Source organism: Pseudomonas sp. ESBL9 (assembly GCF_036668715.1).
In the GTDB taxonomy this organism is placed as follows: Bacteria; Pseudomonadota; Gammaproteobacteria; order Pseudomonadales; family Pseudomonadaceae; genus Aquipseudomonas; species Aquipseudomonas lundensis.
In genome coordinates this window covers 313890-336835 of the sequence record NZ_JAZEVV010000002.1, presented here as the reverse complement: position 1 = coordinate 336835, position 22946 = coordinate 313890, and the positions used below count along the sequence as shown (strand labels likewise).

21 protein-coding genes are annotated in these 22946 nt (G+C 59.7%); 13 read left to right on the top strand and 8 right to left on the bottom strand.

Annotated elements, in window-relative coordinates; genetic code table 11:
* Positions 1–23 precede the first annotated feature (23 nt).
* The 6 genes from V6F78_RS08040 to V6F78_RS08015 all read left to right on the top strand — a co-directional run bounded on the left by V6F78_RS08040 (position 24) and on the right by V6F78_RS08015 (position 7044).
* A complete protein-coding gene (locus V6F78_RS08040; protein WP_047279514.1) occupies positions 24–1388 on the top strand; it encodes an aspartate aminotransferase family protein in 1365 nt (454 codons plus the stop codon).
* 184 nt (positions 1389–1572) lie between these two features.
* Positions 1573–2685: a polyamine ABC transporter substrate-binding protein gene (locus tag V6F78_RS08035; protein WP_047296210.1), complete on the top strand. Its 1113-nt coding sequence runs from the start codon at positions 1573–1575 to the stop codon at positions 2683–2685.
* Positions 2686–2934: 249 nt separating this feature from the next.
* Positions 2935–4029: a polyamine ABC transporter substrate-binding protein gene (locus V6F78_RS08030; protein ID WP_047296212.1), complete on the top strand. Its 1095-nt coding sequence runs from the start codon at positions 2935–2937 to the stop codon at positions 4027–4029.
* A 68-nt stretch (positions 4030–4097) separates the two neighbouring features.
* Positions 4098–5240: an ABC transporter ATP-binding protein gene (locus V6F78_RS08025; protein WP_047278543.1), complete on the top strand. Its 1143-nt coding sequence runs from the start codon at positions 4098–4100 to the stop codon at positions 5238–5240.
* A complete protein-coding gene (locus V6F78_RS08020; protein ID WP_047279516.1) occupies positions 5237–6157 on the top strand; it encodes an ABC transporter permease subunit in 921 nt (306 codons plus the stop codon). The genes V6F78_RS08025 and V6F78_RS08020 overlap by 4 nt, the downstream gene beginning before the upstream one ends.
* Complete coding sequence (locus V6F78_RS08015) at positions 6154–7044, top strand: ABC transporter permease subunit (RefSeq protein ID WP_047278547.1); 891 nt, start codon at positions 6154–6156, stop codon at positions 7042–7044. The genes V6F78_RS08020 and V6F78_RS08015 overlap by 4 nt, the downstream gene beginning before the upstream one ends.
* Positions 7045–7129: 85 nt before the next feature.
* Here V6F78_RS08015 and V6F78_RS08010 read toward each other — a convergent pair whose 3' ends face one another.
* Positions 7130–7510 carry a COG4315 family predicted lipoprotein gene (locus V6F78_RS08010; protein WP_047296215.1) on the bottom strand — a complete coding sequence of 127 codons (381 nt, stop codon included), beginning with the start codon at positions 7508–7510 and terminating at the stop codon, positions 7130–7132.
* A 152-nt stretch (positions 7511–7662) separates the two neighbouring features.
* Between V6F78_RS08010 and phoB the strand changes: the two genes are divergently transcribed.
* From phoB to epsC, 7 genes are all read left to right on the top strand, one after another.
* Positions 7663–8355, top strand: coding sequence for a phosphate regulon transcriptional regulator PhoB (gene phoB / locus V6F78_RS08005; protein WP_047278552.1), 693 nt, complete (start codon positions 7663–7665; stop codon positions 8353–8355).
* Positions 8356–8396: 41 nt separating this feature from the next.
* Positions 8397–9719, top strand: coding sequence for a phosphate regulon sensor histidine kinase PhoR (gene phoR, locus V6F78_RS08000; RefSeq protein WP_047296217.1), 1323 nt, complete (start codon positions 8397–8399; stop codon positions 9717–9719).
* Between the two features lie 123 nt (positions 9720–9842).
* Positions 9843–11183, top strand: coding sequence for a hemolysin family protein (locus V6F78_RS07995; protein WP_047278557.1), 1341 nt, complete (start codon positions 9843–9845; stop codon positions 11181–11183).
* A 220-nt stretch (positions 11184–11403) separates the two neighbouring features.
* Positions 11404–12711: a CitMHS family transporter gene (locus V6F78_RS07990; RefSeq protein ID WP_047296218.1), complete on the top strand. Its 1308-nt coding sequence runs from the start codon at positions 11404–11406 to the stop codon at positions 12709–12711.
* A gap of 207 nt (positions 12712–12918) precedes the next feature.
* Positions 12919–14577 carry a Na/Pi cotransporter family protein gene (locus V6F78_RS07985; protein ID WP_047278560.1) on the top strand — a complete coding sequence of 553 codons (1659 nt, stop codon included), beginning with the start codon at positions 12919–12921 and terminating at the stop codon, positions 14575–14577.
* An 81-nt stretch (positions 14578–14658) separates the two neighbouring features.
* Positions 14659–16041: a M16 family metallopeptidase gene (locus tag V6F78_RS07980; protein ID WP_047279520.1), complete on the top strand. Its 1383-nt coding sequence runs from the start codon at positions 14659–14661 to the stop codon at positions 16039–16041.
* 94 nt (positions 16042–16135) lie between these two features.
* On the top strand, positions 16136–17062 hold the full coding sequence (gene epsC, locus V6F78_RS07975) for a serine O-acetyltransferase EpsC (protein ID WP_047278566.1): 927 nt from the start codon (positions 16136–16138) through the stop codon (positions 17060–17062).
* 60 nt (positions 17063–17122) lie between these two features.
* Here epsC and V6F78_RS07970 read toward each other — a convergent pair whose 3' ends face one another.
* The 7 genes from V6F78_RS07970 to V6F78_RS07940 all read right to left on the bottom strand — a co-directional run bounded on the left by V6F78_RS07970 (position 17123) and on the right by V6F78_RS07940 (position 22671).
* Positions 17123–17338, bottom strand: a complete 216-nt coding sequence (locus V6F78_RS07970) for a TOBE domain-containing protein (RefSeq protein WP_003444581.1) — start codon at positions 17336–17338, stop codon at positions 17123–17125.
* Positions 17339–17374: 36 nt separating this feature from the next.
* Positions 17375–18181, bottom strand: a complete 807-nt coding sequence (gene ssuB / locus V6F78_RS07965; protein ID WP_332726940.1) for an aliphatic sulfonates ABC transporter ATP-binding protein — start codon at positions 18179–18181, stop codon at positions 17375–17377.
* Positions 18178–18984, bottom strand: a complete 807-nt coding sequence (gene ssuC, locus V6F78_RS07960) for an aliphatic sulfonate ABC transporter permease SsuC (protein ID WP_047296222.1) — start codon at positions 18982–18984, stop codon at positions 18178–18180. Before ssuC ends, ssuB begins: the two co-directional genes overlap by 4 nt.
* A 7-nt stretch (positions 18985–18991) precedes the next feature.
* Complete coding sequence (gene ssuD / locus V6F78_RS07955) at positions 18992–20140, bottom strand: FMNH2-dependent alkanesulfonate monooxygenase (protein ID WP_047296224.1); 1149 nt, start codon at positions 20138–20140, stop codon at positions 18992–18994.
* A 31-nt stretch (positions 20141–20171) separates the two neighbouring features.
* On the bottom strand, positions 20172–21137 hold the full coding sequence (locus V6F78_RS07950) for a sulfonate ABC transporter substrate-binding protein (protein WP_048375088.1): 966 nt from the start codon (positions 21135–21137) through the stop codon (positions 20172–20174).
* Between the two features lie 87 nt (positions 21138–21224).
* The gene (ssuE, locus tag V6F78_RS07945) at positions 21225–21818 is read right to left on the bottom strand and encodes an NADPH-dependent FMN reductase (RefSeq protein WP_047278578.1); all 594 of its coding nucleotides are present in this window, start codon (positions 21816–21818) and stop codon (positions 21225–21227) included.
* Positions 21819–22032: 214 nt separating this feature from the next.
* A complete protein-coding gene (locus V6F78_RS07940) occupies positions 22033–22671 on the bottom strand; it encodes a peroxiredoxin (RefSeq protein ID WP_094990173.1) in 639 nt (212 codons plus the stop codon).
* Positions 22672–22946 lie beyond the last annotated feature (275 nt).

The window sequence follows — 22946 nt, the reverse complement described above, 5'->3', positions numbered from 1 at the left end:
CCCACTGAATAAAGGAGAGCCGTATGACTAACAAGAACCCGCAAACCCGCGAATGGCAGAACCTCAGTAACGATCACCACCTCGCGCCATTCAGCGACTTTAAGCAGTTGAAAGAAGTTGGCCCGCGCATCATCACTCACGCCAAGGGCGTGTACCTGTGGGACAGCGAAGGTCACAAGATTCTCGACGGCATGGCCGGCCTGTGGTGTGTGGCCATCGGTTACGGGCGTGACGAACTGGCCGACGCGGCCAGCAAGCAAATGCGCGAATTGCCCTACTACAACCTGTTTTTCATGACCGCCCACCCGCCCGTGCTGGAGCTGTCGAAGGTCATTGCCGAGATCGCGCCTGAAGGCATGAACCACGTGTTCTTCACCGGCTCGGGCTCCGAAGGCAACGACACCATGTTGCGCATGGTCCGCCACTACTGGGCGATCAAGGGCAAACCGAACAAGAAAGTCATCATCAGCCGCAAAAACGGTTACCACGGTTCGACCGTGGCCGGCGCCAGCCTGGGCGGCATGACCTACATGCACGAACAGGGCGACTTGCCGATCCCGGGCATCACCCACATCCCGCAGCCTTACTGGTTCGGCGAAGGCGGTGACATGTCCCCGGAAGAATTCGGCATCTGGGCGGCCAATCAACTGGAAGAAAAAATCCTCGAAATCGGCGTCGATAACGTCGGTGCCTTTATCGCTGAGCCCATTCAGGGTGCAGGCGGCGTGATCGTGCCGCCTGAAACCTACTGGCCGCGCATCAAAGAAATCCTCGCCAAATACGACATCCTGTTCGTGGCCGATGAAGTGATTTGTGGTTTTGGCCGCACCGGTGAGTGGTTCGGTAGCGATTTCTACGGCCTCAAGCCCGACATGATGACCATCGCCAAAGGCCTGACCTCCGGCTATATCCCCATGGGCGGCCTGATCGTGCGCGATGAAGTCGTGGACGTGCTCAACGAAGGCGGTGACTTCAACCACGGCTTTACCTATTCCGGTCACCCGGTGGCCGCTGCCGTTGCGCTGGAAAACATCCGCATCCTGCGCGATGAGAAAATTATCGAAAAGGTACAGGCCGAAACGGCACCGTATTTGCAAAAGCGTTTACGCGAACTGAACGATCACCCGCTGGTGGGCGAAGTCCGAGGTGTCGGCATGTTGGGCGCCATCGAACTGGTGCAGGACAAAGCCACGCGCAAACGTTATGAGGGCAAAGGGGTGGGCATGATCTGCCGCCAGTTCTGCTTTGATAACGGCCTGATCATGCGCGCCGTGGGCGACACCATGATTATTTCGCCACCGCTGGTGATCACCCGGGACGAGATTGATGAGCTGGTAACCAAGGCTCGTAAGTGCCTGGATCTGACCTTGGAAGTCCTGCAAGGTTAACTGCTAGGCTTCGAGCGCAAGACAACTGCCGTTTTAAAGTAGGTAATTGCGCTCGAAGCCTTAAGAATCAAGGCTCTTCCCTTGAAAGCCTGCCCCGGATCTTGCCAGACTAGCCGCCGGCTTTAGTCACCCTGAGATCAGGACGCTGAATCGGTGGTTTAAAAGAATAATTGGAGCATTACAGATGAAGGCATCAGGTTTTAAGAACGCTGGCAAGACCCTTCTCGCCCTGTCTTTGATGGGTGTGATGGCTGGGGCAGCACAAGCAGCAGACAAAGTGCTGCACATCTACAACTGGTCCGATTACATCGCACCCGATACCGTGAAAAAGTTTGAAGACCAAACCGGTATCAAAGTGGTGTACGACGTGTTCGACAGCAACGAGACCCTGGAGGCCAAGCTGCTGGCGGGCAAGTCCGGCTACGACATCGTCGTGCCGTCCAACAATTTCCTGGCCAAGCAGATCAAGGCCGGGGTTTACCAGGAGCTGGACAAATCCAAGCTGCCTAACTGGAAAAACCTCGACCCTGCGTTGCTCAAGGCCGTTGGCGATGCCAGCGACAAAGACAACAAACACGCGTTCCCGTACATGTGGGGCACCATCGGCATTGGCTACAACCCTGAAAAGGTCAAGGCTGCCCTGGGCGTCGACACCATTGATTCATGGGACGTGCTGTTCAAGCCCGAGAACGCGGCCAAGCTCAAGAGCTGTGGCATCAGCTTCCTTGATTCGCCAACCGAGATGATCCCGGCTGCCTTGCATTACCTGGGTTATCCGACCAATACGCAGGACAAAAAGCAATTGGCTGAAGCCGAAGCCCTGTTCCTGAAGATCCGTCCTTCGGTGGGTTACTTCCACTCCTCCAAGTACATCTCCGACCTGGCCAACGGCAACATCTGTGTCGCTGTGGGTTACTCGGGCGACCTTGAGCAGTCGATTTCCCGCGCCAAGGAAGCCGGTGACAAGGTCAAGCTCAAGTACGTGATTCCGAAAGAAGGCGCTGGCAGCTTCTATGACATGGTTGCCGTCCCCAAAGATGCCGAAAACGTGGACGCGGCTTACGCCTACATGAACTTCCTGATGCAGCCGGAAGTGATGGCCGAAATCACCAACAGCGTACGTTTCCCGAACGGTAACAAGGCTGCAACGCCACTGGTGAATAAAGATATTTCGGGCGACCCGAGCATTTACCCGTCCGACGAGGTAAAAGCCAAGTTGTACGCAATCAGCGATTTGCCACCGACCACCTTGCGGTTGCTGACCCGCAGCTGGACCAAAATCAAGTCGGGCAAGTAAGCCATCTGGAGCGGCTGCACAAGGTTGCGATTGAGACAAAAGGACGCAGGCATTTGCCCTTTTGAAGGCCTTCAAGGCCCTATCGCAGCCTGGCGCAGCGGCCTCAGAAACCGGCCATCGCGCAATTAATCGCAGAAAACTTTGCTGTGCAGGTTTATCGAGGGTAAGTTGCGCGCCGGTTTTGTCTTTGGCGGTACTGCTGCCGTGTGACGCGGGCAACTCAGGCCCAACTATTTTGAGGACCATCACGTGTCTATATCTTTGTTTCGCAAGACCTTGCTGGTCGGCGCTGGTTTGACGCTTGCCGTCAGCGTACAAGCGGCACCCACCGTGCACATCTATAACTGGTCGGACTACATCGCCCCGACCACGTTGGGCGACTTTGAAAAGGCCACCGGTATCAAACCGGTCTATGACGTCTTCGATTCCAACGAAACCCTGGAAGGCAAACTGCTGGCCGGACGTACCGGTTATGACGTGGTCGTGCCGTCTAACCACTTCCTGGGCAAGCAGATCAAAGCGGGCGCCTTCCAAAAGCTGGATAAATCGCAACTGCCCAACTATTCCAACCTCGATCCGGCCTTGCTCAAGCGTCTTGAGCAAAACGATCCGGGCAACCTGTATGCCGTGCCTTATCTGTGGGGCACCAATGGCATCGGTTACAACGTCGACAAAGTCAAAGAAGTACTGGGCGTCGACACCATCGACTCGTGGGATGTGGTGTTCAAACCCGAGAACATGAAGAAGCTGCAAAGCTGCGGCGTGGCCTTCCTCGACTCGGCCGACGAAATGCTGCCGACCGTGCTCAATTACTTGGGCAAAGACGCCAACAGCACCAACCCCAAGGACTATAAAGAAGCTGAAAAGACCCTGATGTCGGTGCGTCCATACGTCACCTACTTCCATTCTTCCAAGTACATTTCCGACCTGGCCAACGGCAACATCTGTGTCGCCATTGGTTTCTCCGGTGATGTGTTCCAGGCCAAGGCGCGTGCCGAAGAGGCCAAAAAGGGCGTCAACATCGCCTACATCGTGCCCAAGGAAGGCGGCGCCCTGTGGTTTGACATGCTGGCTATCCCCAAGGACTCCAGCAACGTCAAGCAAGCCCACACGTTCATCAACTACTTGCTCAAACCTGAAGTGATCGCTCAGGTCAGCGACTATGTCGGTTATGCCAACCCTAACCCGGCGGCCGACAAGGTGATGGACGAGTCCATTCGTACCGACGAAGCGGTTTACCCAACCCAGGCGGTGCTGGACAAAACCTACGTTTCCACCGAACTACCCCCGAAAGTGCAACGTCTGATGACGCGCACGTGGACCAAGGTCAAGACGGGTAAATAACCCTCTGGATCACCTATCCAAGGCCCGACCATCTGGATCGGGCTGCTAAATTTGTTGGGAGTTTCGTAATGGCTGTTGCCTCCGGCGCCTATAAGAAAGCCCTCGAGGGCGACCAGACCCCTAAACAGGTACTGGTCAAAATCGACCGGGTCACGAAAAAATTCGACGAGACGATTGCCGTGGACGACGTGTCCCTGGAAATCAACAAAGGCGAAATCTTCGCCTTGCTCGGCGGATCGGGATCGGGCAAATCCACCTTGCTGCGTATGCTCGCCGGTTTCGAGCGCCCAACAGAGGGCCGTATCTTCCTCGACGGTGTGGACATCACGGACATGCCGCCCTACGAGCGGCCGATCAACATGATGTTCCAGTCCTACGCGCTGTTTCCGCACATGACCGTGGCGCAGAACATCGCATTCGGTCTCAAGCAGGACAAAATGTCCAACGCCGAGATCGATGCCCGCGTGGGCGAGATGCTCAAGCTGGTGCACATGAGCCAGTACGCCAAGCGCAAGCCGCACCAGTTGTCCGGTGGCCAGCGCCAGCGTGTGGCCCTGGCCCGCTCGTTGGCCAAACGCCCGAAGCTGCTGCTGCTCGACGAACCGATGGGCGCGCTGGATAAAAAACTGCGTTCGCAAATGCAACTCGAACTGGTGGAAATCATCGAGCGCGTGGGCGTGACCTGCGTGATGGTGACCCACGACCAGGAAGAGGCCATGACCATGGCCCAGCGCATCGCGATCATGCATTTGGGCTGGATTGCCCAGATCGGCAGCCCGATCGACATTTATGAAACCCCGGTCAGCCGACTGGTGTGCGAATTCATCGGCAACGTCAACCTGTTCGAAGGTGAAGTGGTCGACGACGCAGAAGGCTATGCCCGTATCAACTGCCCGGAGCTGGAGAACGACATCTACGTCGGTCACGGCATCAGCACCTCGGTGGAAGACAAGCATGTGACCTACGCGATTCGCCCGGAAAAAATGCTCGTCACCACTGAGAAGCCGACCTACGAGTACAACTGGTCGCGCGGCAAGGTGCATGACATCGCGTACCTGGGCGGGCACTCGGTGTTCTACGTCGAACTGCCGAGCGGCAAGCTGGTGCAATCGTTTGTGGCCAACGCCGAACGCCGTGGCGCACGCCCGACCTGGGACGACGAAGTTTACGTCTGGTGGGAAGACGATAGCGGCGTGGTACTGCGCTCATGAACATGCGAAAACTTAAACGCCGACTGCAACGAATAACCCCCCGGGGCCGCCATGCGGTGATCGGGATTCCATTCCTGTGGCTGTTTTTGTTCTTCATGCTGCCGTTCTTCATTGTGTTGAAGATCAGCTTTGCCGAGGCCGACGTTGCGATCCCGCCTTATACCGAGATCTACAGCTACGTTGACCAAAAGATCCAGATCCTGCTGAACCTGGGCAACTACGCCATGCTGGGCGACGATGAGCTGTACATCGCCGCTTATCTGGGCTCGTTGAAGATGGCCTTTTTCAGCACGTTGCTGTGCCTGCTGATCGGCTATCCGATGGCCTACGCCATCGCCAATGCGCGTAAAGAAATGCAGACCGTGCTGGTGCTGCTGATCATGATGCCCACCTGGACCGCCATCCTGATCCGCGTTTACGCGTGGATGGGCATCCTGAGCAACAACGGGCTGCTCAACGGCTTCCTGATGTCGATGGGCTGGATCAGTGAACCGTTGCAGATCCTCAACACCAACATCGCGGTTTACATCGGTATCGTCTATTCGTACCTGCCGTTCATGATCCTGCCGCTGTACGCCAACCTCGTGAAGCACGACACCAGCCTGCTGGAAGCCGCGTCTGACCTGGGTTCGAGCACCTTCAACAGCTTCTGGAAGATCACCGTTCCGCTGTCCAAGAACGGCATCATCGCCGGCTGCATGCTGGTGTTCATCCCGGTCGTAGGTGAGTTCGTGATCCCGGAACTGCTGGGCGGCCCGGAAACCCTGATGATCGGTAAAGTGTTGTGGCAAGAGTTCTTCAACAACCGTGACTGGCCGGTAGCCTCCGCGCTTGCCGTGGTGATGCTGGCGATCCTGATCGTGCCTATCATCCTGTTCAACCGCAGCCAGGCTAAAGAGCTGGAGGGCAAGATATGAATCGCTTCCGTTTTTCTAGCTTCATGTTGGTCGCGGGGTTGTTGTTCATCTACCTGCCGATGCTGATTCTGGTGATCTACTCGTTCAACGCCTCCAAGCTGGTGACGGTGTGGGGCGGCTGGTCGCTGAAGTGGTACACCGGCTTGCTGGACAACACGCAGCTCATGGGCTCGGTCATGCGCTCGCTGGAAATCGCGCTGTACACGGCGATTGCAGCGGTCGCCCTGGGCACCCTGGCAGCGTTCGTGCTGACGCGCATCAGCCATTTCAAAGGCCGCACGCTGTTCGGCGGCCTGGTGACAGCGCCGCTGGTGATGCCTGAAGTGATTACCGGTCTGTCGCTGTTGCTGCTGTTCGTGGCCATGGCGCAGATGATTGGCTGGCCGCAAGAGCGCGGCATCGTCACCATCTGGATCGCTCACACCACGTTCTGTGCAGCGTATGTAGCGGTCGTGGTGTCGGCGCGGTTGCGTGAACTGGACCTGTCGATCGAAGAAGCGGCCATGGACTTGGGTGCCAAGCCCTGGAAAGTGTTCTTTCTGATCACCATCCCGATGATCGCGCCTTCGCTGGCCGCGGGCGCCATGATGTCCTTTGCCCTGTCGCTGGACGACCTGGTACTGGCCAGCTTCGTGTCCGGCCCGGGCTCGACCACGTTGCCAATGGAAGTGTTCTCGGCCGTGCGCCTCGGGGTTAAGCCCGAGATCAACGCAGTGGCCAGCCTGATCCTGCTGGCGGTGTCGCTGGTGACCTTCCTGGTGTGGTTCTTCAGCCGTCGTGCCGAAGAACACCGCAAGAAAGCCATCCAGCAAGCCATTGATGAGGCGGCTGCCGAGTCATGGAAGCAACCTGATGTTCGCCGTCCCAAGTCGCCCAGCGCGGCTTAAGGCAGTGCACTAAAAAAACCTCGCCTTCCTGTTCAGGGGGCGAGGTTTTTTTATGAGCGCCAGGGCAATCGCCCTCAGGTTGCTTTCAAGGCTTGGCGACTTTCCACGCGCCGTCCATTTTCCCGTCACCTACTTTGTCTCCGGCTTTTTTGTCCTTCACGAAGGTGTACAACGGCTTGCCGTCATAGGCCCACTGCACTTGCTGGTCATCCCGGATAATCGTGGTCCATTTGCCTTCGCCTTTGTCCGTGCTCTCAGCTTTGAGCGGCGGCCAGTTCTCTGCGCATTGGTCATTGCACATCGATTTGCCATCGGCGTCTTTGGCAAAGGTGTACAGCGTCATGCCGTTGTGGTCGACCAGCACACCGTCTTTTGTCATCGCCGGGGCGGCGGCAAATGCCAGTCCCGGTACTGCCAGCACTGCGCTTAGCAGTAATGCCTTCAGGGAAAAAGAGCTGTATGTCATCGGAATCGTCCTCGTTGTGGATGTACGATTTGAACTTCAAGCGTAGTTCACTCACCCTTCGAACGTGGCGCTTGCCCAAAGTTGTCACACGACTGCAATAATTCCGTTATCTAATGCGCCACAAGACAGATAAATGACATGAGGATTACGGCATGGTTGGCAGGAGCATTCTGATCGTCGATGACGAGGCACCGATCCGCGAAATGATCGCTGTGGCTCTGGAAATGGCGGGTTACGACTGCCTGGAGGCGGAGAATGCTCAGCAGGCCCACTCCATCATCGTCGACCGTAAACCCGACTTGATCCTGCTCGACTGGATGCTGCCGGGGGGCACGTCCGGGATTGAGCTGGCTCGCCGCCTCAAGCGCGAGGAAATGACCGGGGACATCCCGATCATCATGCTCACGGCCAAGGGTGAAGAGGACAACAAGATTCAAGGGCTGGAAGTCGGCGCGGACGACTACATCACCAAACCCTTTTCCCCCCGCGAACTGGTGGCGCGCCTCAAAGCCGTGTTGCGGCGTGCAGGCCCGGCGGACAGCGAATCCCCCATTGAAATAGGCGGCTTGTTACTCGACCCGATCAGCCACCGCGTCACCATCGACGGCACCCCCGCCGAAATGGGCCCGACCGAATATCGTCTGTTGCAGTTCTTCATGACCCACCAGGAACGCGCCTACACCCGCGGCCAATTGCTCGACCAAGTGTGGGGCGGCAACGTGTACGTTGAAGAGCGCACCGTGGACGTGCACATCCGCCGTCTGCGCAAAGCCCTCGGCGAGGCGTACGAGAATCTGGTACAAACCGTGCGCGGCACCGGGTATCGCTTTTCCACCAAAGCCTGATACCCCCTCCAGACTCAACGGCAAGCAAGGACCCGCGCGACGTGAATCAAAACTGGCATAGCACGCTGATTCGTCATTTGTTGCTTCTGGTCACTGGCTGCCTGTTGATCGGGCTGGCCACCGGCTATTACGGCTGGAGCCTGGCCGCCGGGGTGGCCTTGTACCTGGGCTGGACCCTCAAACAGTTGCTGCGCCTGCACGACTGGCTGCGCAATCACCAACCCGATGAAGCCCCGCCCGACGGCTATGGCCTGTGGGGCGAAGTGTTCGACAGCATTTATCACCTGCAACGCCGCGATCAACGCGTGCGCGGGCGCCTGCAAGCCGTCATCGACCGCGTGCAAGAGTCCACGGCGGCGCTCAAGGACGCTGTGGTGATGCTCGACAGCGAGGGCAACCTCGAATGGTGGAACCGCGCCGCAGAGACTTTGCTGGGCCTCAAGACGCCCCAGGACAGCGGCCAGCCCGTGACCAACCTGGTGCGCCACCCGCGCTTCAAGGAGTATTTCGAGCAGGACAACTACGCCGAACCGCTGGACATCCCCTCGCCGGTCAACGACCACCTGCGCATCCAGCTGTACATCACCCGCTACGGCAACAACGAACACCTGATGCTGGTGCGCGACGTAACGCGTTTGCACCAGCTCGAACAAATGCGCAAAGACTTCATCGCCAACGTGTCCCACGAGCTGCGCACGCCGCTGACCGTCATCTGCGGGTATCTGGAAACCCTGCTGGATAACGTCGATGACGTGAACCCGCGCTGGAAACGCCCGCTGTCGCAAATGCAGCAACAGGGCGAGCGCATGCAAACCTTGCTCAACGACTTGCTGTTGCTGGCCAAACTGGAAGCCACGGATTACCCATCGGACAACCAGCCCGTGCCCATCGACAGCCTGCTGCGCACTATTAAAAACGACGCGCAGGCGTTGTCCGGGCAGCGCAATCAAACCATTACGCTGGACGTTGAAGCCGACGTTGCCCTCAAAGGCAGTGAGACCGAGCTGCGCAGTGCGTTTTCAAACCTGGTATTTAACGCCGTCAAATACACCCAGGACGGCGGGCACATTCGCATTCGCTGGTGGTCCGACGGCTCGGGCGCGCACTTGAGCGTGCAGGATTCCGGTGTCGGGATCGACAGCAAACACCTGCCGCGCCTGACCGAACGCTTCTACCGCGTCGACTCCAGCCGCAACGCCAGCACCGGCGGCACGGGCCTGGGGCTGGCCATCGTCAAGCATGTGCTGCTGCGCCATCGCGCCCGCCTTGAAATCAGCAGCGTACTGGGCCACGGCAGCACCTTCACCTGCCATTTCCCCCCGGTTCAGGTCACAAAATCGCTCAGCCCCGACCTGATTGACTGAACCCTGCGGCGTTCGCCCACTAGGCAACAGCTACATCAATGGTTACATTGCTTGCCATGTGCCTGCCCTTCAGGCACTTGACCTTTCCCTTTTTTGAAACAACGGAACCATTAAAACTCCATCATGGACCCTTCCCCTGGCTTGACCCTCGCCACACTGTTCGCCGATTTCGGCATGATTCTTTTTGCACTGATCCTGGTTTTGCTCAACGGCTTCTTCGTTGCGGCGGAATTTGCCATGGTCAAACTGCGCTCAACCCGGGTTGAAGCCATCGCCGACCAGAACGGCTGGCGCGGACGCATCCTGCGCACCGTTCACAGCCAGCTCGACGCCTACCTGTCGGCGTGTCAGCTGGGCATTACGCTGGCCTCGCTGGGCCTGGGCTGGGTCGGTGAACCGGCGTTCGCACACCTGCTTGAACCGCTGCTCAGCGCGCTGGGCGTAGAGTCGGCCGAAGTGGTCAAAGGCGTGTCGTTCTTCACCGCCTTCTTCATCATTTCGTACCTGCACATCGTGGTCGGTGAACTGGCCCCCAAATCCTGGGCGATCCGCAAACCCGAGGCGCTGTCGCTGTGGACCGCTGTGCCGCTGTACCTGTTCTATTGGGCCATGTACCCGGCCATTTACCTGCTCAATGCCAGCGCCAACGCGATTTTGCGCATTGCAGGCCAGGGGGAACCGGGCGCGCACCACGACCACGCCTACAGCCGCGAAGAACTCAAACTGATCCTGCACTCCAGCCGTGGTCAGGACCCGAGTGACCAAGGCATGCGGGTATTGGCTTCGGCCGTGGAAATGGGCGAGCTGGAAGTGGTCGACTGGGCCAACTCCCGCGAAGACCTCGTGACCCTCGACTCCAAGGCACCGCTCAAGGAAATCCTCGCGCTGTTCCGTCGCCACAAGTACAGCCGCTACCCGGTCTACGATGCCGAAACCAACACCTTCGTCGGTTTGCTGCACATCAAAGACCTGCTGCTGGAACTGGCAGACCTCGACCACTTGCCCGAGACATTCAACCTCGAAGAACTGACCCGGCCGCTGGAGCGCGTGTCGCGCCACATGCCGCTGTCGCAGTTGCTTGAACAGTTCCGCAAAGGCGGCGCGCACTTCGCGCTGGTCGAAGAAGCGGACGGCAAAGTCGTGGGCTACCTGACCATGGAAGACGTGCTCGAAGTGCTGGTGGGCGACATTCAGGACGAACACCGCAAGGCCGAGCGCGGCATTCTTTCGTACCAGCCCGGCAAGCTGCTGGTGCGGGGCGATACGCCGCTGTTCAAGATCGAGCGCCTGCTGGGGGTCGATCTTGACCACGTCGAAGCCGAAACCGTGGCGGGCCTGATCTACGACACCCTCAAGCGCGTGCCGGAAGAAGAAGAACTGCTGGAAGTCGAAGGCCTGCGCATCATCATCAAAAAGATGAAAGGCCCGAAAATCGTCCTGGCCAAAGTCCTCAAGCTGGACTGAAGCCACACCGGTTGTCGCTGACGCGCGCTCTTGCCCCGTCAGCGACCACCGCTTTTGCCCCCCCCTGACACGCCCCTTCAATCATTTCTACCCGGCGAAAGCTGGCTGAAAGCATTCCCCTCTAGCATCGCGTCACTCCCGGCATAAGACCGGCAGGCCAGAGCAGCGGTCCAACCCGCGCTCAGCGCCCACTCGACAACAATAAGAATGGTGACTGTTTATGCTGACCTTCCTTGGCTTTGCCATGGTCATTACGTTCATGTACCTGATCATGACCAAGCGCCTGTCCGCCCTCATCGCGTTGATTCTGGTGCCTATCCTGTTTGCCCTCTTCGGCGGTTTTGCACCCAAGATCGGCCCCATGATGCTCGAAGGCATTACCAAGCTGGCCCCGACCGGGGTGATGCTGATGTTTGCCATTTTGTATTTCGCCCTGATGATCGACTCCGGCCTGTTCGACCCGGCCGTGCGCAAGATCCTCAAGCTGGTCAAGGGCGACCCGCTGAAAATCAGCGTCGGCACCGCCGTGCTGGCACTGGTGGTATCGCTGGATGGCGACGGCGCCACCACCTACATGATTTGCGTGGCGGCGATGCTGCCGCTGTACAAGCGCATCGGCATGAGCCCGCGCATTATGGCCGGGCTGATTATTCTGGCGGGCGGGGTGATGAACATGACGCCGTGGGGCGGTCCGACTGCACGGGCCGCCAGTGCGCTGCATGTCGACCCCTCTGACATTTTTGTGCCGATGATCCCCGCCATGCTGGCAGGTTGCGCGACCATTCTGGTGATCGCCTGGTGCTACGGCCTGCGCGAGCGCGCGCGTCTGGGCCAGTTGCATGTGCAAGGCGACGACGTGGATCACAGCGAGATCAGCGTGTCGCAATTCCCCGACGCACGCCGCCCCAAACTGATCTGGTTCAACGGCGCGCTGACCCTGGCCTTGATGATTACGCTGATCGCCGGTTTGCTGCCGCTGCCCGTGCTGTTCATGGTCGCGTTCAGCATCGCGATGATCGTCAACTACCCGTGCCTGCAACAACAAAAAGACCGCGTCGCCGCTCATGCAGGCAGCGTGCTGGCGGTGGTCGGGCTGATTTTCGCGGCGGGTATTTTCACCGGCATCCTCTCCGGCACCGGCATGGTGGATGCCATGTCAAAAAGCCTGCTGGCGGTTATTCCTCCGGCGCTGGGGCCGTACCTGGCAGTCATCACCGCGCTGGTGAGCCTGCCGTTTACCTTTTTCATGTCCAACGATGCGTTCTACTACGGCGTATTGCCGGTCCTGACCGAGGCGGCAAGCCACTACGGAATCACCGCGGTCGAAATGGCCCGCGCCTCGATTGTCGGCCAGCCCGTGCACTTGCTCAGCCCATTGGTGCCCTCCACGTACCTGCTGGTGGCGCTGGCCGGTATCGAGTTTGGTGACCACCAGCGCTTCACCCTGAAATGGGCGGTTCTGGTGTGCATGGGCATTCTGCTGGCCGCCTTACTGCTCGGCACCTTCCCGTTGTACAGCACGCTCTGACGCCCGGCACCGCGAGCGGCCGCTGACCACGTCGGCCTCTCGCTGCGGGTTTTCTCACAAGTGTTTCAGAAATGTTTCAACCCTCCGCCAGCTATGCGATGCTGGCGCTCTGCTTATTTGCCGACTACAGCTTAAGAAACGACTGTAGGAGCTGGCCGCAGCCCTTTGATCCGGCCCACCAGGGCATCCATCGCACAGGGAGCCTGCATGCTGACCCTGCTTAATCTGCTTTCCGCCGTGACCCTGCTGATCTGGGGCACGCACATTGTCCGGACCGGTATTTTGCGGGTCTACGGTACTAACCTGCGCCACGTCATCGGGCAAAACGTGTCCAAGCGCATGCTGGCATTTGTCGCCGGTATCGTGGTGACCGCCATGGTGCAGAGCAGCAACGCCACCGCCATGCTCGTCACGTCATTTGTCGGCCAGGGCTTGATGGCGCTCACGCCAGCGCTGGCCACAATGCTCGGGGCCGATGTCGGTACGGCACTGATGGCCCGGGTGCTGACGTTTGACCTGTCCTGGCTGTCGCCGCTGCTGATTTTCCTGGGCGTGATCTTCTTCCTCTCGCGCAAACAAACGCGCGCCGGGCAACTGGGGCGCGTGGGCATCGGCCTGGGCCTGATCATCCTCGCCCTGCAATTGATCGTCGAAGCCGCAGCCCCCATCACCCAGGCGCAAGGGGTGAAGGTGATCTTCGCCTCGCTGACCGGCGATATCTTGCTCGATGCCTTGATCGGCGCCCTGTTCGCGATGATTTCTTACTCCAGCCTGGCCGCCGTGCTGCTGACGGCGACGCTGGCCGGTGCGGGGGTCATCAGCTTGCCGGTCGCGGTAGGGCTGGTGATTGGCGCCAATATCGGCAGCGGCGTGCTGGCGTTTCTCAGCACCAGCATGCAAAACGCCGCCGGGCGGCAGGTTGCGCTCGGTAGCCTGCTGTACAAGCTGATCGGGTTGCTGCTGATTATCCCGGTCCTCGACCCGCTGGTGGCATGGATGGACAGCCTGAGCTACAGCGCCCAGGAACTCGTGATCGGCTTCCACCTGCTCTACAACACGGCGCGTTGCTTCCTGATGCTGCCCACGGTCGGGCCGATGGCGCGGGTGTGCGCATGGCTGTTGCCCGAGCGCGAAAATGCCAACGGCGCTGTCAAACCCCGTCATCTCGACTCGACCGCCCTGGAAACGCCGAGCCTTGCCCTGGCCAACGCAGTCCGTGAAACCCTGCGCATCGGTGACCTGATCGACAACATGCTGGTCAACATGCTCGACGTGCTACGCGGCAAGCAAACAGCCATCACCCAAGAAATGCGCACCCTGGCCGATGATGTCGAAGTGCTCTACAGCGCGGTCAAACTCTATCTGGCGCAGATGCCCCGCGAAGACTTGGGCGAGCAAGACAGCCGACGCTGGGCGGAAATCATCGAACTGGCGATCAACCTCAAGCTGGCCAGTGACCTGATCGAGCGTATGTTGCGCAAAGTGCAGCAGCAAAAAACCTCCAGGCGCCGGGCGTTTTCCGAAGACGGACTGGAGGAACTGACCGGTTTGCAAAGCCAGTTGATCGACAACCTGCGGCTGGGGCTGACGGTCTTCCTCACCGGCGACCCGCAGAGCGCACGGCAATTGCTGCGTGAAAAACGCCGTTTTCGTGCGCAGGAACGTCGACTGGCGCACGCCCACGTCAGCCGTTTGCAGCGCAAAATCACCCAAAGCATCGAAACCAGCTCCCTGCACCTTGAACTGATCGCTGACATGCAGCGCCTCAACTCCCTGTTTTGCGCCAGTGCTTACGTGGTGCTCGAAACCTCTGAAACGGGCGCTCTGTTGCTGGACGAGATGACCGATACCCACCATTCGCCTTGAACGTTGCGCGATCCACTGTTGTCAGTCTTTAGAACCCGCATCGACGGCATCACACACCCGACAGGGATTCAGGGATTTTTTATGCGTTGCCTGCTGTTCATCTGCCTGCTGCTCGGCGCCGTCCAGAGCTTTGCCCTCGACCGTTCCAGCGTTGAAGGCTACCAACTGGCCAACGGCCTGCAACTGATCCTCAAACCCACCAGTGACCGCGGACACGTGTCGATCCGGCTGGTGGTCGGGGTGGGGCTGGATGATTTCAGCTGTGCCGACCAACAACTGCCGCACTTGCTCGAACACTTGCTGTTCAGCGGCACCGATGACTCGGGCGAAGGCGGCCTCGAAGAACGCATGCAGGCGCTGGGTGGCGAGTGGAACGCCTTCACCAGCCATGCTGACACCACCTTTGTGATCGAGGCGCCCGCCAAGAACCAGCGCAAGGTACTGGATCTTTTACTGAGCCTGTTGACCCAAACCCAACTCACCGAACAACGCATCGCAGACGCCAAGCAAGTGGTCGAACGCGAAGACGGCGGCCACTACTCGCACTTGCAGCGCTGGCTGGACCGTCAGGATTTGGGCCACAGCGCGAGCAATCAGCTGGCGGTCGAACTCGGCCTCAAATGCGCCGAACGCGCGCCCGTCCGCAGCCTCACCCGCGAGCAACTCGAACGCGTGCGCAACGATTGGTATGCGCCCAATAACATGACGCTGATTGTCGTCGGCGAACTGGATCGCGTGCTGCCGGCCTATCTGGAGCGCACCTATGGCGCGCTGGAAGCGGTCGAGCCGAGCGATCACAAGCCGTTGGCCGACATTGATGCAAAGGCCGACGCCGAACGCGTGTTGCTGCGCGGTGTGGTCGGCGATACCGCCAAGCTGCACTGGTTGTTGCCGGAACCGGTCATCGCCGGGCAAAGCGACGAAACCTGGAACCTGCTGCGCGACTATCTGGAGTGGGCGCTGTACAGCGAGCTGCGGCTCAAGCATGGCTTGTCTTACGGGCCGTGGTCAGAGCGCGAAGTGTTTGGCGGGGTGGGCTTTCTGAGCCTGAATGCCGACCTTGAGCGTGATGATGTCGAGCAAGCGCAACAGGTGATGACGCAACTGAAAACCCAACTGCTCAAGAACGGCCTCGACCCGCAGCGTTTCGCCCGCCTCAAGCAAGCCGCCATCGCGCGTCAGGCGTGGGCTGTGCAGGGCAACAGCGCGCTGGCCGACTATTACTGGAGCGCACTGGGCGATTACGACGAAAGCCGCTTTGCCGACCCGGCCAAGCGCTTGCAGACGGTGACGCTGAACGAGGCCAATCATGCGTTACGCCAATTGTTCGCTGAACCGGGTTATGTGCGCATCGAGAAGCCGCTGTTCAGCTACAACGGCTTGAGCGTGGCGATTTTGGCAGCGCTGGTGCTGCTGGTGTTGATCGCGCTGGGCTGGCGCATCTGGCGCCATCGTCATCATTAAGTGTAATTGTCCAAAACTGACACGCCTTGATACCGTAAAATCATTGCCCTTTCGCGACCGGCACACCCGGTCGCCAGCGTGCGGAGTATTCATCGTGAGCGAGCGTTCCAATCCTTGGCAATTGCAAACCATCGTCGGGCAGTTACGCACCGCGCGTAACCAGTGGCGCACGCAAAACGGGCGTGTCAGTGGCGAACTGGGCGGGAGAGAGCTGCCGTCCCGCGCCGCGATGGCCGACATCCTGGAAGCGTTGTGCGGTGCGTTGTTCCCGATGCGTTTGGGGCCGGTGGACTTGCGCGAAGAAAGTGAAGATTTCTACGTCGGCCACACCCTGGACGTCGCCCTCAATGCCTTGCTCGCGCAGGCTCGGCTGGAACTGCGCTACGCCGCACGTCAAAGCGGCCAGCCGGACGATGGCGTCGATGCCACGGCCACCTTGCTGATTCAGGATTTCGCCCTGGCGCTGCCGGGTCTGCGCACCCTGCTCGACACCGACGTGCTGGCCGCCTACCACGGCGATCCGGCGGCCCGCAGCGTGGATGAAGTGCTGTTGTGCTATCCGGGGATTCTGGCCGTGATTCACCACCGGCTGGCGCACCATTTGTATCGCGCCGGTTTGCCGCTGCTGGCCCGCATCAGCGCGGAGATCGCTCACTCCGCCACTGGCATCGATATCCACCCCGGCGCACAAATTGGCCGCAGTTTCTTCATCGACCACGGGACCGGCGTGGTGATTGGCGAAACCGCGATCATCGGTGAGCGGGTCAGGATTTATCAAGCCGTCACCCTGGGCGCCAAGCGCTTCCCGGCCGACGAATCCGGCCAGTTGCAGAAAGGCCACCCGCGTCACCCGATTGTCGAAGACGACGTGGTGATTTACGCCGGGGCCACGATTTTGGGGCGCATCACCATCGGTCAGGGTTCGACCATCGGTGGCAACGTGTGGCTGACCCGCAGCGTCCCCGCCGGTTGCAACCTGACCCAGGCCAACCTGCAACACGACGACGGCACCCAGAAATAACAGCGTCCACAAAAAACCCCGAAGGGCTCACGCCCTCCGGGGTTGTGGATAACTCACGCCTTACAACTTGGCGATCGAGACTTCCGTGGATTTCACAAAGGCGATCACTTCGCTGCCCACCACCAGTTCCAGCTCTTTGACCGAGCGGGTGGTGATGACCGAGGTGACGATGCCGGAAGCGGTTTGCACGTCGATTTCAGACAGCACGTCCCCCAGCACGATTTCCTTGATGTGGCCTTTGAACTGGTTGCGCACGTTGATGGCTTTTATGGTCATGGTGTCGATTCCTGTCTCGGGATAGAAAAACAAAGGTTATTGCGCCCAACGCAATTGCGTGGGCAGCGGTGCAACGGGTTCCGGTTCGGGTGGCGAACCGGGTAAAGCGAGCACTCGGTTGAGCACTTCGGTTTCCAGCGCCGCCAGCCGATGCGAACCGCGCACCCGAGGGCGCGGCAATTCGAGAGTGAGGTCGAGCCCCACAGCGCCGTCTTCGATCAAAATCACGCGGTCGGCAATGGCCACGGCCTCGCTGACGTCGTGGGTCACCAGCAACACGGTGAAACCATGCTGGCGCCACAAACGCTCAATCAACTGCTGCATCTCGATGCGGGTCAGGGCATCCAGCGCGCCCAACGGTTCGTCCAGCAGCAGCAAACGCGGCTGGTGGATCAGCGCGCGGGCCAACGCCACACGCTGTTTCTGCCCGCCCGACAACGCCGCTGGCCATTCATCGGCCCGTTCGGCCAGACCGACTTCTTCCAGGGCCTTGAGGGCCTTGGTGCGCCAGTCACCGTTAAGCCCCAGACCGACGTTGTCGATGACCTTTTTCCACGGCAGCAAGCGCGCTTCCTGGAACATCAGGCGCGTGTCGCCGTGGGCCTCGCGCAGGGGCGCGCTGCCCGCCAGCAGTTCGCCACCCGTGGGTTGGTCGAGACCGGCGATCAAGCGCATCAGCGTGCTTTTACCGCAGCCGCTGCGCCCCACCACGGCCACAAACTGCCCGGCCGGAATGTGTAAATCGATGTCGCGCAGTACCTGACGTTCGCCAAACGCTTTGTGCAGGCCGTTGATCGCCAGCGGAATGCCCTGACGCAAACGCGGAGGTTGTTGAGCTGTCATGCTGCACCGCCTTTAACCACTTGATACGCCGGGTGCCAGCGCAACCACACGCGCTCCAGCCCACGGGCCGCGCTGTCGGCCAATTTGCCGAGCACCGCGTACAAAACAATTGCCAGCACCACCACGTCGGTTTGCAAAAACTCGCGGGCATTCATCGCCAGATAGCCAATGCCGGAGCTGGCAGAGATGGTTTCAGCCACGATCAGCGTCAGCCACATAAAGCCCAGCGCAAAGCGCACGCCCACCAGAATCGAGGGCAAGGCGCCCGGCAAAATCACTTGCCAGAACAGGCCCAAACCCGACAGCCCGTAACTGCGCGCCATTTCCACCAGCGCCGGGTCCACGTTGCGGATGCCGTGATAGGTGTTGAGGTAAATCGGGAACAACGTGCCCAACGCGACCAAAAAGATCTTGGCCGACTCGTCGATCCCGAACCACAGAATCACCAGGGGAATCAGCGCCAGATGCGGCACGTTGCGGATCATCTGCACCGAACTGTCGAGCAGGCGCTCGCCCCACTTTGACAGGCCGGTGATAAAGCCCAATGCCAGGCCTATGCTGCCGCCGATCACAAAACCCAGCCCGGCGCGCCAGCCGCTGATGGCGAGGTGCTTCCAAATTTCGCCACTGCGCACCAACTCGACCCCGGCGGCAATCACGGCGCTGGGCGCAGGCAAGATCCGCGTCGACAACCAGCCCGCCGACACGGATAACTGCCACACCGCCAGCAGCAACACGGGCAAAACCCAGGGTGCCAGGCTGTGACCGATCGTATTGAGGCGCGACGCCTTCCCCGTACTCATGCCCGCCTCAGCTCTGCGACGCCGCTTTGGGAAGAATGTCGTTGGCCACCATCTCGCCAAACGGGCTCACATAACCGGCGCTTTTCGGCAACTCGGGACGCTCGACATCAAGGTGCGGGAACAGCAATTCCGCCACGCGATACGACTCCTCCAGATGCGGGTAGCCCGAGAAGATGAACGTGTCGATGCCCAGGTCGGCGTATTCCTTGACCCGCGCGGCCACCGTCGGGCCATCACCGACCAGCGCCGTGCCTGCCCCACCGCGCACCAGCCCCACCCCGGCCCACAGGTTAGGGCTGACTTCGAGGTTGTCACGGCTGCCGCCATGCAAGGCGGCCATGCGCTGCTGGCCCACCGAGTCGAAACGCGACAGCGATGCCTGCGCCCGGGCGATGGTGTCGTCGTCCAGATGGGAAATCAGTTTGTCAGCGGCTTTCCAGGCCTCTTCATTGGTTTCGCGCACGATCACGTGCAGGCGTATTCCGAAGCGCACGGTGCGACCGAGCTTGGCGGCCTTGGCACGCACCTGTTCGATCTTTTCAGCGACCGCCGCGGGCGGTTCGCCCCAGGTCAGCACCATCTCGACTTGCTCGGCGGCCAGGTCCTGCGCCGCTTGCGAAGAGCCCCCGAAGTACAGCGGCGGGCGCGGTTGCTGGATCGGCGGGTAGAGCAACTTGGCGCCTTTGACACTGATGTGCTGGCCGTCGTAATCAACGGTTTCGCCTTCCAACACACGACGCCAGATGCGGGTGAATTCCACAGACGCCTGGTAGCGTTCTTCGTGGCTGAGGAACAGGCCGTCACCGGCCAGTTCTTCCGGGTCGCCGCCGGTCACCAGATTGAACAGCGCGCGCCCGCCAGAGAGTCGATCCAGGGTCGCAGCCTGACGCGCCGCCACCGTGGGCGAGACGATGCCGGGGCGCAAGGCCACGAGAAATTTCAAGCGCTGGGTCACTGGAATCAAGGACGCGGCCACCAGCCACGAGTCTTCGCAGGAACGGCCGGTGGGGATCAATACGCCGCCAAAACCCAACCGATCTGCGGCTTGTGCCACTTGTTGCAGGTAACCGTAATCGACAGCGCGGGCGCCTTCGCAGGTGCCAAGGTAATGGCCATCACCGTGGGTAGGCAGGAACCAGAAAATGTTGAGGCTCATGGAGTGGTCTCCTAAATGGGTACGGCAAGCGTTAAAGGGCTTTGGCCACAGCGGCCGGCGGCGTCCAGATCACGTCTTTCACCACCAGCGGCTTGGGGATCAGCTTGAGCTGGTGAAAGCTGTCAGCGATTTTTTGCTGCGCATTGACCACATCCGGGGTCAGGAACTGCGCGCCGTAGCCCTGACGCTTGACCGCTGTCAGCGTGATATCAGGCGACAACCCCAGCAGCGGGGCCACTTGCTGAGTCACCTCGTCAGGGTTGGCCTTGGCCCAGTCGCCAATGTTGCGCACTTCATCGACCAGGGTTTCGATCACCTTGGGATGCTGTTCGGCGTAAGGCTTGGTGGCCAGATAGAACTGATGGTTGTCCGCGATACCGCTGGCATCGCGCAACGTGCGGGCGTGCAGTTGTTGCTCGGCGGCGGCCTGGTACGGGTCCCAGATCACCCAGGCATCGACACTGCCGCGCTCGAAGGCGGCTCGCGCATCGGCCGGGGGCAGGAAGACGGTCTGGACATCGGTGTACGTAAGGCCCGCGTCTTCCAAAGCCCGCACCAACAGGTAGTGCACGTTGGAGCCCTTGTTGAGCACAACTTTCTTGCCTTTGAGATCGCTGACCGAGGTGATCGGTGAGTCCTTGGGCACCAGGATTGCTTCACTGGTGGGGGCCGGAGGCTCGTAAGCGACGTACAGCAAATCGGCACCCGCGGCCTGGGCGAACACCGGCGGCGTTTCGCCTGTCACGCCAAAGTCGATCGAGCCGACGTTCAAGCCTTCCAGCAGTTGCGGGCCACCGGGGAATTCAGTCCATTGAACGTCAACGCCCTGCTCGGCCAGACGCTTTTCCAGCGTGCCTTTGGCCTTGAGCAACATCAACGTGCCGTACTTTTGATAACCGATGCGCAGGGCATCCGCTTGGGCTTCCAACACAACGCCGAAGGACACAGCCGCAGCAAACAGTGCGACCAGACCTCGACGCAAAATGACAGGGCGCATGGCGCTCTCCTTTTGTTATTCGAGATTCAGATAGCACCTGCCGAGCCGTTAGCGAATCAGTAAGGTGGGACGACATAAACGGGTGTTTCAAATACTCCAGCGAGCCGTCACCAGACGGTCGTTGAGGATGTTCGGGTCCAACGGTTTCGGGCGACGGGCCAGCGCGCTGTAGAACTGCTCCAGCGACTCGTTCAGCCGTTGCTCCAGCACCGGGGCCAATTGGGGCTGGGCGCTGCCTTCGCCATACGCAATCTGGCTGTCGTCAGCAAAAATGCCGTGCAGCATTTCCTGTGCCTTGAGCGCCGACAGCACAGGCTTGAGGGCGTAATCCACCGCCAGCATGTGAGCGATGCTGCCTCCCGTGGCAATCGGCAACACCACTTTGTGGCTCAGTGCGCGCTCAGGCAGCAGGTCGAGCACGGTTTTCAATGCGCCGCTGAACGACGCTTTGTACACAGGTGTGGCGATGACCAGCCCGTCGGCGTTTTCGATCTGTTGCAACAAGTCGATGATCTTCGGGCTGTCGAAACGCGCATGCAGCAAGTCTTCAGCCGGGAAATCACGCACCTGATAGCTCACCACTTCGACCCCTTGCTGGTTGAGCCAGTGTTTGGCGCGGTCCAGCAACACCCCGGAACGGGATCGTTGGCTTGGGCTTCCTCCGAGTGTCACGACCAGCATCTAGAGATTTCCTTGCATGAATGTGTGCAAACCGCTGTCAGCGTTTTCGCTTGAGTGGACAGACCATAACAGGCGATTTTTATATCCATAAATCATATTTATTCATTTGTTTATTCTTTATTTGCATATACGACGAGGCATGTATTCCGTCTCGCCGCCGCCCCGGCCAACGGCCCGCCGCACTCCGACACCGGGCTAGGGTGTTCAGGCTGTGTTACTTGTTCGGCTGTGGCGTCAGGCGCAAATAGGGCTTCACGGCACGGTAGCCTTTGGGGAAGCGCTGCCGGATTTCCTCCTCGTCCTTGATGGACGGCACGATCACCACTTCGTCGCCGTCTTGCCAGTTGGCAGGGGTGGCAACTTTGTAGTGATCGGTCAATTGCAGCGAATCAATGACCCGCAGGATTTCGTGGAAATTGCGCCCGGTACTGGCGGGATAGGTGATGGTCAGGCGAATTTTCTTGTTCGGATCGATCACGAACAACGAGCGTACGGTGAGCGTGTCACTGGCATTGGGATGAATCAGGTCGTACAGGTCACTGACCTTGCGATCGGCGTCGGCCAGGATCGGGAAGTTCACGACGGTGTGCTGGGTTTCGTTGATGTCATCGATCCACGCGTGGTGTGAATCCACCGGGTCCACCGACAGCGCGATGGCCTTGACGCCACGTTTGGCGAATTCATCTTTGAGTTTGGCGGTAAAGCCCAGCTCCGTGGTGCACACCGGGGTGAAGTCCGCGGGATGCGAAAACAACACCCCCCAACTGTCCCCCAGCCATTCATGGAAGCGGATCGGGCCAGCGCTGGAATCCTGATCAAAATCGGGGGCGATGTCGCCGAGTCTGAGGCTCATTGTGCAGCTCCTTTTTATAAGGGTTGGCGGGGCGTAGCAGCCTCACTCTGCCTGCCTCATGAATGAATTAAAAAGAATGAATATCGATTTATTTAGATCGGAATCGAATATTAAAAAGTGTTTCATTGGACGCCAAAAAGCACCGGGTCCACTCTGGACTCTGGTTTAGGCAAGGGGAGCGGCAGGGAGCTGCGACTATGACTGTGTTACGAATTGATCGTTCTGGTCTTCGGTAAACACCCTGCCCGGCATTGCGCCGGGCAGGATTTTTCTTG